Raw genomic sequence first — 14,672 nt, 5'->3', positions numbered from 1 at the left:
CGCGGGTCACACGGTCACAGCAGGCCGAGCTCCCGTGCGCGGCGCACCGCGTCGTGGCGGCGGTTGACCCCCAGCTTCCGGTAGGCGCTCTTGAGGTGGGTCTTGACCGTGTTCACCGACAGGTACAGGTCCGCCGCGATCTCGTCCGTGGACATCATCAGCGCCAGCCGGCGCAGCACGTCACGCTCGCGTCCGCTCAGCTCCTCGACGACCACCGCGGGAGGCTGCTCGCCGGCGGGGGGCGGCGGGGCGGGGGTGAGCCAGCCATCGGCCAGTTCCCGCAGGGGCCCGGCGGTCAGCAGCGGCCGCAGCCACGGTCCGGCTTCGCGGAAGGGCCGGCGCAGCCGCTCGCGCCGGGCCTCGCGCAGGGCCCGGGCGACGAGCCGGCGGGCGGCGGCGGGGTCGCCGGTCTGCTCGGCGGCCCGGGCCCGCACCAGCGTGGCCCGGACGGTGACCGCGGGGCCGGAGCCGTCCTCGGGGCGGGCCCGGTCGAGCAGGCCGGCCGCCGCGGCGGGCTCGCCCGCCGCCAGCCGGGCCCGAGCCGCTTCCACGGCACAGGCGGGCTGCCCGTCCGGCACCTCGCGCAGCAGCCGCTCCGCGGCCTCGGGCCGGCCTTCGGCGAGGTGCGCGGCCGAGGCGACGAGCGCCGACTGCCCCGCCGCCCAGGGCGATACCGCTTCGGCGGCGACCGCCCGCTCCACCGCTTCCCGCGCGGCCCCGGTGTCTCCCCGGGCCAGGTGCAGCCGTGCCGTGACGATGGCGCGGCCCGCCTCCATCACCGGGTCCCGCAGCGCGGGGTGCGAGCCGGCCGCCGCTTCGAGAAGGGTCTTCGCCTCGTCGAACTCGTCGCGGTCGACGGCCACGGCGGCCAGGACGAGCAGTCCGACGCCGGAGCCGGCCGACCGGGGCAGCCCGAACCGCTCCGTCTCGGCCATCGCCGCGCGAGCCCTGCGCTCCGCCGGGCCGGGCCGGCCGTTCAGCCAGTCGATCAGGGCCAGGCGGCCCAGGGCGTCCTCGCGCAACAGCGCGGTCGAGGCTCCGCCGGGACAGTCGGCGGCCGCGCCGAGGGCGGCCCGCGCCTCCTCGAACCGCCCCGCCCACAGCCGGGTCGAGCCCACGTGGGTCAGCAGCAGGGCGGTGAGTTCGGGATGCTTGTCCAGCAGATGCGCGGGGACCTGCCCCCGCACCCGCTCGGCCTCCGCCACGGCCGCCTCCGCCCGCCCGGGCGCCCCGGTCAGCCGCCCCGCGGAGGCCTCCAGCAGCGCACAACTCAACTGCGCGGCCGCCCACTCCGAAACGACGACCACGGCTCCCGCCGAACCGAAGGCGGGCACCCCGGGTGAACCGGCGGCAGCCACCCCACCCGCCACCTCGGGCGCACCGACGTGCTCCTCCGCCACCGCCCCGATCGCCTCTCCGCCCGGCCCTTCCGCCCCAGCCGCGCCGGCCGCCCCCTCGGCGTCCGCCGTCCCAGCCGCGCCGTCCGCGTCCGTGGCCCCAACCGCCTCAGCCGGCTCCCCCGCCCGCACCGCCTCCGCCAGCCCCCGCTCAGCCCGGCGCAGATGGGCCAGGCCGTGTTCGAGGTCGCAGCGGGAGAGGGCGAGGGCCGCGCGGACGAGGTCCGTCGCCGGGGTTCTGGGCTCGGGTCCCATCCGGGAGAACAGGTCGACGAGGTCGTCTGAGTGCAGGCCGGTGAAGAGGCGGCCGATGGCGAGGTCGTCGACCAGCGCACCCGCGGTGAACTCCCAGTCGCCCGCCGCGGCGCCGTGCCCGAGCGTCTCCGTGAGGAACCCGGAGCGCCCGAACCAGCGGGCGGCCCGTCGGTGGAGCTCGGGCTCCAGGCCCGGGGCCCGCACCCGCAGATGGGCCCGCAGGATCTCCCCGAACAGCGGGTGCAGGCGGTACCAGGCGTGGCCGAGATCCTCCACGAACGCGTTCTCCCGGTGCAGCCCGGCCAGGATGGGCTCGGAGTCGGCGCGTTCGGTCAGCGCGTTGGCCAGCTCGGGACAGAGACGTTCGAGGACGCTGACCCGCAGCAGGAGATCCTGGATCTCGGGGCTCTGCTGCTTGAGCACCTCCGCCAGCAGGAAGTCGGCGACGGTGCTGCGGTCGGCCTCGAACTCCTTCAGATACGTCTCCGGGTCCGGGTTCTCCTGCGCGGCCAGGGCGCACAGCCGGAGGCCGGCGGCCCAGCCCCGGGTGCGCTCCACCAGCGCGCCCGCCGCGGGCAGCGGAAGGCGCAGCCCGTGCAGCGCGAGCAGTTCGGCCGTCTCCTGCGGGGTGAAGGCCAGCTCCGCGCCCCGGATCTCCGTCAGCTCGCCCGCGGCCCGGTAGCGGTGCAGCGGCAGCAGCGGTTCGGTGCGGGTGACGAGGATCAGCCGCAGGCCGCCTCCAGCGTGGTGCAGCACGAACTCCAGCTGCTGGGCGATGTCCGGGTCGTGCACCTGGTCGTACTCGTCGAGGACCACGGTCACGGGCCGCTCCCGCGCGCTCAGATCGGCGGCCAGCCGCGCCAGCAGGGTCCGGGTGACCCGGCTCGCGTCCGCCGGGCTGCCGACCCCGGCGGGCGGCGCCACCCCGGAGGCCCGCAGCGCCTGGAGCAAGTACGCCCAGAACATTCCGGGGCCCTGGTCGGCGGCTTCGGTGGTGAACCAGGCGACGGACGGCACCCGCTCGGCCGCCCAGTCGGCGACCAGCAGGGTCTTCCCCGCACCGGCGGAGCCGTTCACCATGGTCAGCGGGGTGCGCAGCGCCTGGTCGAGATGCCGTACCAGTCTCTCGCGGCGCAGGAACGTCGCCGGACGCACCGGTATCGCGAACCGCGTGCGCAGATACGGGTCTCCTTGGGGGTCGGCCTCCGGAGCCGTCGGCTCCGTACCGTCTTCCTCGAGCCCAGCCATGCGCTCACCGCCCGGCGGTCGATCGTGGGTAGCGCTCGCCTCCTCCAGCATCGCAGGGTCGGCGCACCCGCGCAGCGGGGAGGAAACCCCAGTTCAGGAGCGTGCTGACGGCCGCAGATGCGCCCGGTACCACGCGGCCGAGTCCGCGAGGCGGCTCAGCGGGCCGGGCCCCGGGGGCCTGCCGGTGAGCTTCCAGAGGTCGCCGGACAGGTACCAGTGGTCCTCGGCGGCCAGGGTGAACTGGCGTTCCGAGGCCCGTCCGGGTGTCGCCCGCAGCCGCTCCAGACAGACCGGCAGCGGCCAGTCGGCGTCCGGCCGGGGCGGCAGCACCCCCAGCTCGGCCAGCTCGGCCAGCAGATCCCCGATGCGCACGGGTTCCGGATGCCCGGCATGGTAGACGCCGGGCGGCACCGGCCGGTCCCCCACGGCGACGGCGGCGATCAGCCGCCCGAGGTCTTCGGCGTCCGTCACGGTCAGCAGCGCGCGCCCGCCGTCCCATGCGGCCGGCACCCGTTCCACCAGTTCGCGCAGTGCGGGTACGACCCACCGGTCGCCGGCGCCGAGCACGATCCCGGGCCGCAGCACGACGGCCCCCGCCCGGCGCGCGTACGCCTCCCCCGCCAGCCGGGTCCTGCTCACGGCGGAGGCGGGCTCGGCGGGGATCCCGTCGACCGCGATCCCCCGGTGCGGTCCACCGCCGTAGACGGCGGCGGTCGACAGGTGCACCACGCGGCCGGCCCCGGCCCGCGCGGCCTCCTCCATCAGCAGGCGGGTCCCTTCGACGTTGACCGCCTCGCACAGCCGTTCGTCCCCGCCGATGTACGAGGCCAGATGGACGACGGCCCGCGCGCCCTCGCACAAACCCCGCACCGAGTCCGGGTCGGTGAGGTCGCCCCGCACCCACTCGACGGGACCGTCGCCCCCGGGCGCGCTGCGCACCAGCGCGCGCACCCGCGGAGCCGGGCCGACGTCGCCGCGCCCTGCCGGGTCCAGCAGCGCGCGCAGGGTGTGCGAGCCGATGAATCCGGTCGCCCCCGTCAGCACCACCGTGCCGTCGACCTGCCGCACCGTTTCCTCCTTCACGGCGGGCGCCCAGCCCCGCCCTGCGGCTCCGTGCCCCCGTGAACGAACCGCAACCCTACGGCACTTGGCGCGATCCCCGCCGGAGTGGCCCGGGAAGACCGGGCCAGTGCTCATGGATTGGCCTTGGCCGCCGGCCTCGCCGACCCCCTACCGTCACGGGCATGCGGATTCGAATCGTCGACGCCTTCACCGACCGCCCCTTCGCCGGAAACCCGGCCGGGGTCCTCCTCCTCGACGCCTTCCCGGGCGACGACCGGCTCCAGAACGTGGCCCTGGAGGTCAACCACGCCGAGACGGCCTTCGCCCACCCGCTCCCGGCGGGCGGCGAGGCGGACTGGGCCCTGCGCTGGTTCACGCCCGTCGCCGAGGTCGACATGTGCGGCCACGCCACTCTGGCCACCGCCCACGTCCTCCACTCCACGGGCGCCCACACCGGCCCGGTGCGCTTCGCCACCCGCAGCGGCGTCCTGGTGGCGACACCGGCCCGGGACGGCTCGATCACCCTGGACTTCCCGACCGCCCCGCTCACCCCGGTCGAGCTGCCGGAGGGGGTCGCCGAGGCCCTGGGCGCCGAGCCGGTCGCCGCCTTCGACACCGGTCCGCACGTGGGCGACCTGCTGGTCGAGCTCGCCGACGAGAAGACCGTCCACGCCCTGCGCCCGGATCACAGGGCCCTCGGCGCCTACTCCCGGCGCGGCATCATCGCCACGGCCCGCGCCGAGAACCCCGCCCTGGGCCACGACTTCGTCTCCCGCTGCTTCTTCCCGAACGTCGGCATCGACGAGGACCCGGTCACCGGCAGCGCCCACACCGCGCTGGCCCCGTACTGGGCGGAGCGTCTCGGCCGTACACCGCTGACCGGGCTCCAGGCCTCCCCGCGCTCCGGCCGCGTCCGCACGGAACTGCGCGGCGAGCGCACCCTGCTGACCGGCCGCGCGGTGACGGTCATCGAGGGCGAACTGCTCGCGTAGGGGGTCATGGGGTCGGCAGCCACGCCACCTTCCCCGCGAGCAGCGCGTACCCGACGAACGCGCCGATGTCGAGCAGGGAGTGCGCCGCGACCAGGGGGCCGACCCGTCCCCAGCGCCGGTACAGCCAGACGAACACCACACCCATCACCATGTTGCCGATGAACCCGCCGACGCCCTGGTAGAGGTGGTAGGAGCCGCGCAGCACCGCGCTGGCCGTCAGCGCGGTGCCGGGCGTCCAGCCCAGCCGGTCCAGCCGGCGCAACAGATAGCCGACCACGATGACCTCTTCGAGGATCGCGTTCTGCAGCGCGGACAGGATCAGCACGGGGTACTTCCACCACACCTCCGGAAGCGCCTCGGGGACCACGGTGAGGTTGAAGCCGAGCTCTCGGGCCAGCAGGTAGAAGGCGATGCCCGTGCTGCCGATGACGGCCGCGATCCCGGCGCCCCGGCCGAGGTCCGACCAGGGCCGGGTGCGGTCGAAGCCCAGCGTCCGCAGGCCGTTCTGGCCCTCGCGCACCAGGAAGTGGGCGACCAGCGCGACCGGGACCAGTGCCGAGGCGATCCCGAACAGCTGCCAGGCGAGATCCAGCCAGGGACGGCCCGGCGCCGCCGAGGCGTTGAGGGTCGCGGCCTGGTCCTTGAGCCCTCCCGGCCGGGTGACCGACCCGACAAAGCTGATCAGCGCGGACACACCGCTCGCGCCGAGCGAGAGCCCCAGGACGAGCAGCGTCTCGTCCCGGAGGATCCGCCGCGAGGGCCGCTCGTCGTCAACAGATTCGGCCACCGGCCCCGCCTCCACCTGCACACCCGCTTCCGGTCATGGGACGTCACAGCTTGCCCCATGAACCCGGCGCGAGCGGCAGCACCCCCCGGCGAGGACCGGACATCCCCGGGAGCTCAGCCCACGGAGACGGGCTCCGGCGCGCCCACGGGCCAGGTGTGCACCGGCTCGCCCAGGTGCATCAGCTCCGCGTACCGACGGGTGGTGGCGGCCAGTGCCGCATCGCGGGACAGCCCCGCCTCCAGGCCGCGCCGGAAGGTCGCCACCTGCCAGGTCGCCCCGTTGGTCCGCCGTCGGCACCGCTCCTCGATGACGCCGAGGTAGTGGTCGCGATCGGCCGGCTCCACACCCCACGCGTCCAGCCCGGCCTCCGCCAGCGGCAGCAGCTCGTCGCGTACGAGACTCACGGCGTCGACCTCGCCCACGCCGCCGAGCCGTCCGCGCCGGGGCCACTGCAACCGCGCCTCGATGCCGTACCGGCACGCCGCGTCGAAGTTGGCCTCGGCGGCCTCGAACGGCAGCCGGGACCACACCGGCCGGGACTCCTCGGCCAGGGCACGGACGACTCCGTAGTAGAAGGCCGCGTTGGCGACCACGTCGGTCACGGTGGGCCCGGCGGGCAGCACGCGGTTCTCCACGCGCAGGTGCGGGACGCCGTCGGCGATGCCGTAGACGGGGCGGTTCCAACGGTAGATGGTCCCGTTGTGCAGGACCAGCTCGGCCAGCGAGGGGACGCCGCCCGCCTCCAGCACCGCCAGCGGGTCCTCCTCGTCGCAGATGGGCAGCAGGGCGGGGAAGTAGCGCAGGTTCTCCTCGAACAGCTCGTACGCGGAGCTGATCCACCGCTCGCCGAACCAGGTCCGCGGTCTGACGCCCTGGGCCTGGAGCTCCGGCGGCCGGGTGTCGGTGGCCTGCTGGAACAGCGGGGGCCGGGACTCGCGCCACAGCTCGCGGCCGAACAGGAAGGGCGAGTTCGCCCCTACGGCGATCTGCGCGGCGGTGACGGCCTGGGCCGCGTTCCACACGTCGGCGAAGCGGGCCGGGGTGACCTGGAGGTGCAGTTGCACGGAGGTGCAGGCGGCCTCGGGGACGATCGACTTCGAGGTGCACGAGAGCCGTTCCACGCCGTCGATGTCGAGGGCGAAGTCCTCGCCCCGGGCGGCCACGATCTGGTCGTTGAGCAGGGTGTAGCGGTCGACCTCGGACAGGTTGGACGAGACCAGGTCGTCACGGTCGAGGGTCGGCAGAATACCGATCATCACGATTCCCGCGTCGACCTCGCCGGCCTTTCGGTGGGCATATGCCAGTGACGTACGGAGTTCCTCGGCCAGCCGGTCGAATACCCGCCCGCCCAATCGGTGTGGAGCGATGTTGACTTCCAGGTTGAACATGGCGAGTTCTGTTTGGAAATCTCGGCTGGCGATCCTCTCGAGCACTGCGCCATTCAGCATTTTCGGCAGTCCGTCGGCACCCGCGAGATTCAGCTCGATCTCCAGCCCCATGAGGTTCTTGGGCCGGTCGAACCGCTTCTGGGCCAGAAGCCGCTCCAGCCCCGTCAGACACCTCTGGAGCTTGTCGCGGTACTGCTGCCGATCGGACAGGTCGAACGCGCCTGCCACGACCTTCTCCCCCATCGAAGCGTCCCTCCTCGCATGGGCGGGCCGGGGATCCGGCCGCCGGTCTCCCGGGTCAGGTGGGATGATGCCCAGCCGGACCGATCGATAACGTCCTCTCCGGTCCCCCCTACCCGCTACTCTGACCGGAAGTCCTCCGAGTTGACCGGAGGCACATTCACGGGGCAAGCGGCAGAGCGCTCATTCACGAACTCAGGAACTCGTGAAATTCTCCGACGAGAATGGGCCGACCGTTGTGTGTGCATATCCCGAGGTCATCGGGACGCCGACCACTCTGAATCGGGATGATTCACACGTATCGCCGACCGAATGAACCCTTGCCGAGTGTCCCGGCGTCGACTAGACGAAACACAGTCTGAACACATGTCGTATAAACTCCTCGAACAAGGCGGAGAAGGTGGCCCCGCGGTCGAAGGAGCCTGTCGTCCGGGTGACGGCGGGCCGCTCGCGCACCCCGGCTTTCCCCAGACCCCGGCCCCCGCCTCTCCGACCCTGACGAGAGCTAGCTGACAGCGCCGTCCGCCCCCGCCCTCGCGCCACCGCCTGTGAATGAGAGGCGACCCACCATGCCGCTGCATGTACCCCCGGCTCCCGCGCCCGCCCTGCGCTCCGTCCTCACGGCCCTCGGTTCCCCCACCGCGGTCCGCGAGGCGCGAACTCCGTCCCTGCGCACCGCCCAGGGCGAGGCCACCCCCGAACTCCCGCTGCCGCTGCACGTCCTGGACCGGATCACCCCCGAAGGCGTGACCGCTACCAGGCTGGCCGGCTGGCGCTTCTTGATCCGCTGCGGCGACCGGGCCGTGGCGGCGGCCGAGACCCGGCTGACCCCGGACGGCTGGGCGTTCTCCCATTTCTTCGAGGGTCCCTACATCGCCTCCACCGAACGCGCCCTGCGCCAGGCCGAGTCGGCGACCCAGCCGTACCAGGCGCGGCTGCTGTCGGTCCCGGGCCTCTACATGCTCACCCTCTGGCTGCACGGCGACACCGACACCGACGGCACGACCGGCCATCCCGCGGCCACCGACCTGCTGGTGCCGCTGGCCCCGGCGCCGCCCGGGATCGCCGCCCACCGCGCCCACCGCGTCGCCGAGTTGCTCCCGGTGCTGACCCTCCGGGTGACGCCCTCGGCGCCGCCTCTGCTCGGCTCGCCCGCCTGACGCCGTACCCGCACGCCCCGTACCCCGCCACCGCGGCCCCGGTGGCGGGGTACGGTGCTCTGCGCGGTGTGCTTCTCCGCGTGCCCGCGCGGTGTCCGTCCCCGCGTCCCCGCGCGCCTGCGTCCCCGTCCGGACTAGCCCTATCCGGCCACGGGAAACCACCCGAAGTGACAGTGCGGTTGAGATGAACCGCCCGCGCGGGTGACGCGTCATGAACCTGTGAGGGGCGGTGCCGCGAAATCCCTGCGGATCCACGCCCGGAGGGCAACACTGGTTTCCGACCGACTTATCACAACGGGGGGCGGCCATGAAGGACGTACACGACGCTTCACGCCGCGGGACAGACACGACCACAGCCATCTCACACATCACGCCAGAGCGGAAGAACCCATCCATGTGCCAGCACCAGCCACCGTGCCCGACAGCAACCTCCGCCGACCGGGAGTCCGCCCGGCTCGTGGCGCACCACCCGGAGCAGGGCTGGAGCCTGCTGTGCAACGGCGTCCTCCTCTTCGAGGACACCGGTGAGCTCCTGCCGGACGGCCGGGTCATCGCCCCTCACCGGGTCGTGACCGCAGCCTGAGCACCACCCGGACGGCGCGGGACCGCCGTCCGGGGACATGAGGGGCCGGACCGCAGACAGACGCTGCGAACCGGCCCCGACGCGTGTCCGGGGCCGCTCACTCCTCGTAGCCCCCGCCTTCCCTTCCGTACGCACACGTTTTCCGGAAGACTCCTGGAAGTTTCGGTCTCTCGCCCGGAACGCGGCGACGGAGGTGGGGGAATGACGGCGGACGACACAGCACCGGCGGCGCACGGCAAGGTCACCATCACGGAGATCGCCCGGCAGGCCGGCGTCTCGGTGCCGACCGTCTCCCGGGTGGTCAACGGCCGCTCCGACGTCTCGCCGCGCACCCGCGCCCTGGTCGAGGAGCTGCTGCGCGAACACGGCTACCGCAAGCGGCCCGCCGCTCCCTCCCCCACCCGGGCCGCCCTCCTCGACCTGGTCTTCAACGACCTCGACAGTCCCTGGGCGGTGGAGATCATCCGGGGCGTCGAGGAGGCCGCCCACGCGGCCGGTGTCGGGACCGTGGTCTCGGCGATCCACGGCCGCTCCGGCGACGCCCGCGAGTGGATGCGCAATCTGCGCGCCCGCGCCTCCGACGGCGTCATCCTGGTCACCTCGGCCCTGGAACCCACGCTGCACGAGCAGTTGCGCATCCTGGGCGTCCCGCTGGTGGTCGTCGACCCGATGGGGTCCCCCGCCGTCGACACCCCCACGATCGGCGCCGCCAACTGGTCCGGCGGCCTCGCCGCCACCGACCATCTGCTGGCCCTGGGCCACCGTCGCATCGGCCTGATCGCGGGCCCGCCCCGGCTGCTGTGCTCACGCGCCCGCTACGACGGCTACCGCGCTGCCCTGGAAGCGGCCGGGCTCGCCGTCGACGAAGACCTCGTCGTCCCCGGCGACTTCCACCCCGAGTCGGGCTTCACCGGCTGCACCGCCCTCCTCCACCTGCCGGAACCGCCCACCGCGCTCTTCGCGGCCAGCGATCAGATGGCGCTCGGCGCGATCGAGGCACTGCGCCGGCGCGGCCTGCGCGTCCCGGAGGACATGAGCGTCGTCGGTTTCGACGACCTCCCCGAGGTCCGCTGGTCGGCCCCGCCCCTGACCACCGTCCGCCAGCCCCTCGCGGACATGGGCAAGCTGGCCGTCCGCACGGTCCTGCGCCTGGCCCGCGGCGAGCACGCCGACTCGCCGCGGGTGGAACTGGGCACGGAGCTGGTGGTGCGCGCCAGCACCGCGCCCCCTCGCCGGGGTGTCAGCTGAGCGCGTCCCGGATCGCCCGGTAGGCGGGCTTCGGCGCGAGCTGCTCGTCCCACGGCAGGGCGGCTCCCTCCCCCGGGAAGAAGGCCGGGATCCACGAGTACTTGTCGGTGTAGTCCCAGACGGTGATGCCCACACACCGCCGCACCGCCAGGCACGCCTCGGTCATGTCCGCGTACCACTGGGCCTGCTGGGCCAGCTTCTCCTCGGTGGCGGGCAGCAGCATCCGTACGTCGACCTCGGTGAGCGCCGTGTCCAGGCCGAGCCGGGAGAAGCGGCGGAGGTTGTCCTCCAGGGTGGCCGGATAGCCGTACTGCAGGGCGAGATGGGCCTGCAGGCCGATGCCGTCGAGCGGGACGCCTCGCGCCCTCAGCTCCTTGGCCAGGGTGTGGTAGGCGTCGCTCTTCGGGCCGACGGCCTCGATGTTGTAGTCGTTGAGGTAGAGCTTCGCCTTCGGGTCGGCCTGGTGGGCCCAGCGCAGCGCGTCGGCGATGTAGCCGGGACCGAGGGTCTTGTAGAAGATCGTCTCGCGGTAGGTGCCGTCCTCGTTGAACGCCTCGTTGACGACGTCCCAGGCGTAGACCTTGCCCCGGTAGTGGCGCACTTCGGTCTGGATGTGCTTCTTCAGGACGGCCCGCAGTTCGCCGGCCGTCCACTCCCTGCCCGTCAGCCAGTCGGGCAGCTGGCTGTGCCAGACGAGGGTGTGGGCGCGGACCTTCTGGTGGTGGGCGCGCGCGAGGTTCACGATCTCGTCGCCGGCGGTCCAGTCGAAGACGCCCTGCTGCGGCTCGGTGGCGTACCACTTCATGCCGTTGCCGGGGGTGATCATGTCGAACTCACTGCCCAGGATCTTCGTGTAGGCGGTGTCGGTGAGTTCGGGGTTGTCGGTGGCGCTGCCGAAGTAGCGGCCGTGGCTCTGGGCCAGGTCGGCCAGGGTCGGCCGGGGCTTCTCGTGCGCCTGGGCGGCGGGTCCGCCGGCGATCCCGGCGGCGACCAGGACGGCGGCGAGCGCTCCGGCGAGTCTCAGCCGGGTGCGGGCGGCTGTGCTGGGCATGGTGCGACTCCTCACGATCGACGGGTGTGGGTGAGCCGTACGGGTCCGCGGGCGCGCGTCATCCCTTCGTGGCGCCGGCGGCGAGACCGCCGACGAGCTGGCGCTCGGCGACGGAGTAACAGGCCAGGGCGGGGACCATGGCGAGGACGAGGTACGCGAAGATCCGTGCGTACTCGGCGGAGTACTGCCCCTGGAACTGCTGCACGCCGATGGGCAGCGTCCACCAGGTGGGCTCGTTGAAGACCAGCAGCGGCAGGAGGAAGTTGTTCCAGCTGCCGACGACGGCGAGCACGGAGACCGTGCCGAGCGCGGGCCGGGCCATCGGCAGCAGGATCCGCCAGAGGAAGCCGAGCGGCCCGCAGCCGTCGAGGGTGGCCGCCTCCTCCAGCTCGGCCGGGATCTCCCGGAAGAACCCGCGCAGGATGACGATGGTCATCGGCAGCCCGAAGGCCGCCTGCGGCAGGATCACGCCGAGCGGGTTGTCCAGCAGGTCCATGGACCGCAGCAGCAGGAACAACGGCAGGGCGGCCACCGCGAACGGGAACATCAGCCCCATCGTGAACAGCGTGAACAGCAACTCCCGGCCCCGGAAGGCGAACCGGGCGAAGGAGAACGCGGCGAGCGCGGACACCGCGACCACCACCACCGTCGTACCGGCCGCGATCAGGGTGCTGCTGCCGAGCAGCTGCCAGAAGGAGCGGGAGCCGAGGATGTCGGTGTAGTTGGAGGTGACCCACGGGTCGGGCAGGCCGATGGGGTTGCGGGAGAGCTGGTCGGTCGACTTGAACCCGGACAGGACGGCGTACAGCAGCGGTACGCCCATCACCGCGCCGACGACGGCGAGGAGAAGGTGCACGGGCAGGGTCCGGCCGGTCCTGCGGACGCTCACGAGCCGCCTCCCCGCATGGTCGTGGTGGCGCCCTCCAGGTCGCGGCGGAGCACGAACCGCTGGTAGGCGAGGGCGAAGACGAGGCTGATGCCGAACATGGCCACGCTGATCGCGCTGGCGTAGCCCACCTGGTAGCGCTTGAAGCCGTACTGGAACATGGTCACGGCCATCGTCTCGGAGTGGTGGTCGGGGCCGCCCGCGGTGAGGATCCACACGAGGTCGAAGAGCTGGATGGCCCCGATCACCGACAGGAACACGCTGATCCTCAGGGTGGGCGCGAGCAGCGGCAGTGTGACGCTGCGGAACCGCTGCCAGGGCCCGGCCCCGTCGATCAGCGCGGCCTCGGTCAACTCGGCCGGGACGGACTGCAGTCCGGCCAGGTAGAGCATCATGTGGAAGCCGAAGTACTTCCACGTCATGACCAGGAAGAGGGTGGCCATGACGGTGGACGGATCGGCGAACCACTGACCGCCGAGCCCGTCCAGGCCCACGGCGCCCAGCAGATGGTCCGCGAGCCCGTCGTCGGGGGCGAAGATCATGCTGAACAGCACGCCGGTGATCGCCTCGGAGAGGATGTACGGCGCGAAGAAGAGCATCCGGTACACGGCCCGGCCGCGGATCCTCTGGTTGAGCGCGACCGCGAGGGCGAGCGCGAACGGCAGCTGGAGCAGCACGGACAGTGCGACGAGGAGGAGGCAGCGCCACAGATCGCCCAGGAACACCGGGTCCTGGAAGAGCCGGGTGAAGTTGTCGCCGCCGACGAAGTCCTCGGGCATCCCGAAGCCGCCCCAGCGGAAGAACGCGGCGTACAAGGCGAACAGCATCGGCAGCAGCACGAGCGTGCCGAACAGCACCAGGGCGGGCACCTGGAAGCCGACGGCGGTGAGCCAGTGCAGCACACGTCGCCTCGCCCGCCCGCTGTCCGCCCCGGGGACCGCGGGCCGGTGACCGACGTCCGGGCCGCTGCGCTTGTCCGGGAGGAAGGTGGAGGTCATCGCCTCCGGCCCCCCTTCCTTGAGAAGGTCGAGGTCATCGCGGCTACTGCTCTTCCTTCGCGACCTTGGTGATCGACTCGGTGACCTGCTGGGGGGACTTGGAGCCCGCGATGAGCCCGGCGACACTGTCGTTGATCTCCTGGCCGACGGCGGGCGCGTACGCCTGGTCGAGATAGAGCTGGAAGCCGGTGGCGGCCTTCAACTGGGCTTGTACGGCCGAGAGGTTGGGGTCGGTGAGCGCGCTCTCGGCAGCCGGTACGACGGGCAGCACTCCGGTCTTCTTGACCAGGGTGGTGTCCGTGGCCGCCGAGGCGAAGAACTTCAGGAAGTCGACGGCCGCCTGGGGGGCTCCCTTGCGCAGGGCATGCCCACCGCCTCCGCCGAAGACCTCGGTGATCGCGCCCTGGCCACCCTCGACCGCGGGGAAGGGGAAGAAGCCGAGGTTCGAGCCGAGTCCCTTGCCCGCGTCGGCCTCCACGACCGGCGCCCACTGGCCCATCAGCTCCATGGCGGCCTTGCCGTTGCCCATGCTGGCGGCCTGACCGGTGGGGGTGCTGTAGGCGGCGCCGAGGAAGCCCTTCTGGAACGGCTGGAGATCGACCAGTTCCTGAAGGTGCTGACCGGCCTGCACGAACCCGTCCCCGGTGAAGTCCTTGTCGTCGTTCGCCTTCCGCAGCGCGTCGAGCCCCGCGGTGCGCATGGCGAGGTAGGCCCAGTAGTACATCCCCGGCCACTTCTCCTTGCCGGCCAGGGCGAGCGGGGTGATCCCGGCGGACTTCAGCTTGCGCACGGCGTCCAGGAAGCCGCTCCAGGTGGTGGGGGGCGCGCTGATGCCGGCCCGCTTGAAGAGGGCCTTGTTGTACCAGAAGCCGATCATGCCGATGTCGAACGGGATGCCGTAGACCTTCTCGTCGTACAGGTACGGCTCCCGGGCGACCGACAGCAGGGAGTCCCCCCACCCCTTGCTCCTGTCGGTCAGGTCCTCCACGAGCCCGGCGTCGATCTGCTGCCTCAGGACACCGCCGCCCCAGGTGTGGAAGATGTCGGGGAGCTTCCCGGAGGCGGTCAGCGCCGTCATCTTCGACTTGTAGGGATCGTTCTCCAGCTGGACGATCTTGACCTTCACCTTGGGGTTCTGGGCCTCGAACTGCTTGGCGAGGGCGGCCCAGACATCCTTGGTGGGCTGGGTGGTGGAGATGTTCCACCACTCGATCGTGGTCGTCCCCGACGACCCTCCGTCCGAGTCGCCGCCGCAGCCGCTCAGTGCCGTCATGCTCACACCGGCCGCGGCGGAGGCCGCCAGGAAGCCTCGGCGGGACAGTGCCGGGTCGCCCATCATGCGCTCCTTGGTAGATCGAAAGTTTCGAACCAGATCCA

The 14,672-nt window shown here is 72.5% G+C and carries 12 protein-coding genes; 4 read left to right on the top strand and 8 right to left on the bottom strand.

All coding sequences use genetic code 11. The features are described from left to right. Positions 1 to 14: 14 nt before the first annotated feature. Entirely contained in the window at positions 15 to 2,900 is a 2,886-nt protein-coding gene (locus tag ACFY30_RS32820) for a LuxR C-terminal-related transcriptional regulator (protein ID WP_390848779.1), read from the bottom strand. Between the two features lie 93 nt (positions 2,901 to 2,993). Further along, complete coding sequence (locus ACFY30_RS32815) at positions 2,994 to 3,968, bottom strand: NAD-dependent epimerase/dehydratase family protein (protein WP_390848778.1); 975 nt, start codon at positions 3,966 to 3,968, stop codon at positions 2,994 to 2,996. Between the two features lie 176 nt (positions 3,969 to 4,144). On the opposite strand from ACFY30_RS32815, the gene ACFY30_RS32810 reads away from it, so the two are divergent. After that, positions 4,145 to 4,954 carry a PhzF family phenazine biosynthesis protein gene (locus ACFY30_RS32810; RefSeq protein ID WP_390848777.1) on the top strand — a complete coding sequence of 270 codons (810 nt, stop codon included), beginning with the start codon at positions 4,145 to 4,147 and terminating at the stop codon, positions 4,952 to 4,954. Positions 4,955 to 4,958: 4 nt separating this feature from the next. On the opposite strand, the gene ACFY30_RS32805 is transcribed toward ACFY30_RS32810, so the two are convergent. Together ACFY30_RS32805 and ACFY30_RS32800 are read right to left on the bottom strand one after the other, a co-directional pair. Continuing rightward, positions 4,959 to 5,762, bottom strand: a complete 804-nt coding sequence (locus ACFY30_RS32805) for a CPBP family intramembrane glutamic endopeptidase (RefSeq protein ID WP_390848776.1) — start codon at positions 5,760 to 5,762, stop codon at positions 4,959 to 4,961. Positions 5,763 to 5,854: 92 nt separating this feature from the next. Then, positions 5,855 to 7,372, bottom strand: a complete 1,518-nt coding sequence (locus tag ACFY30_RS32800; RefSeq protein ID WP_390848775.1) for a glutamate-cysteine ligase family protein — start codon at positions 7,370 to 7,372, stop codon at positions 5,855 to 5,857. 566 nt (positions 7,373 to 7,938) lie between these two features. Between ACFY30_RS32800 and ACFY30_RS32795 the strand changes: the two genes are divergently transcribed. From ACFY30_RS32795 to ACFY30_RS32785, 3 genes are all read left to right on the top strand, one after another. Continuing rightward, positions 7,939 to 8,529, top strand: a complete 591-nt coding sequence (locus tag ACFY30_RS32795; RefSeq protein ID WP_390848774.1) for a hypothetical protein — start codon at positions 7,939 to 7,941, stop codon at positions 8,527 to 8,529. 394 nt (positions 8,530 to 8,923) lie between these two features. After that, positions 8,924 to 9,112 (top strand): DUF5999 family protein, encoded by a 189-nt coding sequence (locus tag ACFY30_RS32790; protein WP_057580598.1) that lies wholly within the window; start codon positions 8,924 to 8,926, stop codon positions 9,110 to 9,112. Positions 9,113 to 9,313: 201 nt separating this feature from the next. After that, positions 9,314 to 10,360 (top strand): LacI family DNA-binding transcriptional regulator, encoded by a 1,047-nt coding sequence (locus tag ACFY30_RS32785; protein WP_390848773.1) that lies wholly within the window; start codon positions 9,314 to 9,316, stop codon positions 10,358 to 10,360. Here the strand turns inward: ACFY30_RS32785 and ACFY30_RS32780 are convergent. The 4 genes from ACFY30_RS32780 to ACFY30_RS32765 all read right to left on the bottom strand — a co-directional run bounded on the left by ACFY30_RS32780 (position 10,353) and on the right by ACFY30_RS32765 (position 14,631). Beyond that, the gene (locus ACFY30_RS32780; protein ID WP_390848772.1) at positions 10,353 to 11,411 is read right to left on the bottom strand and encodes an endo-1,4-beta-xylanase; all 1,059 of its coding nucleotides are present in this window, start codon (positions 11,409 to 11,411) and stop codon (positions 10,353 to 10,355) included. The genes ACFY30_RS32785 and ACFY30_RS32780 overlap by 8 nt on opposite strands. A 58-nt stretch (positions 11,412 to 11,469) precedes the next feature. After that, complete coding sequence (locus tag ACFY30_RS32775) at positions 11,470 to 12,234, bottom strand: carbohydrate ABC transporter permease (protein ID WP_390657876.1); 765 nt, start codon at positions 12,232 to 12,234, stop codon at positions 11,470 to 11,472. Positions 12,235 to 12,296: 62 nt separating this feature from the next. Beyond that, complete coding sequence (locus ACFY30_RS32770) at positions 12,297 to 13,295, bottom strand: carbohydrate ABC transporter permease (RefSeq protein ID WP_390848771.1); 999 nt, start codon at positions 13,293 to 13,295, stop codon at positions 12,297 to 12,299. Positions 13,296 to 13,338: 43 nt separating this feature from the next. After that, a complete protein-coding gene (locus ACFY30_RS32765; protein WP_390848770.1) occupies positions 13,339 to 14,631 on the bottom strand; it encodes an extracellular solute-binding protein in 1,293 nt (430 codons plus the stop codon). Positions 14,632 to 14,672: the final 41 nt, after the last annotated feature.

It is taken from the genome of Streptomyces sp. NPDC000345 (assembly GCF_042898825.1).
Taxonomy (GTDB): domain Bacteria; phylum Actinomycetota; class Actinomycetes; order Streptomycetales; family Streptomycetaceae; genus Streptomyces.
Note: the sequence above shows the minus strand (reverse complement) of the source record. Positions and strands in the feature narration are given on the sequence as shown.

What these genes read in the sequence shown, in the direction of transcription:
- ACFY30_RS32810 (WP_390848777.1), top strand. Translation starts at nt 4,145, where the DNA reads ATGCGGATTCGAATCGTCGACGCCTTCACCGACCGCCCCTTCGCCGGA.
- ACFY30_RS32795 (WP_390848774.1), top strand. Translation starts at nt 7,939, where the DNA reads ATGCCGCTGCATGTACCCCCGGCTCCCGCGCCCGCCCTGCGCTCCGTC.
- ACFY30_RS32785 (WP_390848773.1), top strand. Translation starts at nt 9,314, where the DNA reads ATGACGGCGGACGACACAGCACCGGCGGCGCACGGCAAGGTCACCATC.
- ACFY30_RS32770 (WP_390848771.1), bottom strand. Translation starts at nt 13,295, where the DNA reads ATGACCTCCACCTTCCTCCCGGACAAGCGCAGCGGCCCGGACGTCGGT.
- ACFY30_RS32765 (WP_390848770.1), bottom strand. Translation starts at nt 14,631, where the DNA reads ATGGGCGACCCGGCACTGTCCCGCCGAGGCTTCCTGGCGGCCTCCGCC.
- ACFY30_RS32780 (WP_390848772.1), bottom strand. Translation starts at nt 11,411, where the DNA reads ATGCCCAGCACAGCCGCCCGCACCCGGCTGAGACTCGCCGGAGCGCTC.
- ACFY30_RS32775 (WP_390657876.1), bottom strand. Translation starts at nt 12,234, where the DNA reads ATGGGCGTACCGCTGCTGTACGCCGTCCTGTCCGGGTTCAAGTCGACC.
- ACFY30_RS32800 (WP_390848775.1), bottom strand. Translation starts at nt 7,372, where the DNA reads ATGGGGGAGAAGGTCGTGGCAGGCGCGTTCGACCTGTCCGATCGGCAG.
- ACFY30_RS32820 (WP_390848779.1), bottom strand. Translation starts at nt 2,900, where the DNA reads ATGGCTGGGCTCGAGGAAGACGGTACGGAGCCGACGGCTCCGGAGGCC.
- ACFY30_RS32790 (WP_057580598.1), top strand. Translation starts at nt 8,924, where the DNA reads ATGTGCCAGCACCAGCCACCGTGCCCGACAGCAACCTCCGCCGACCGG.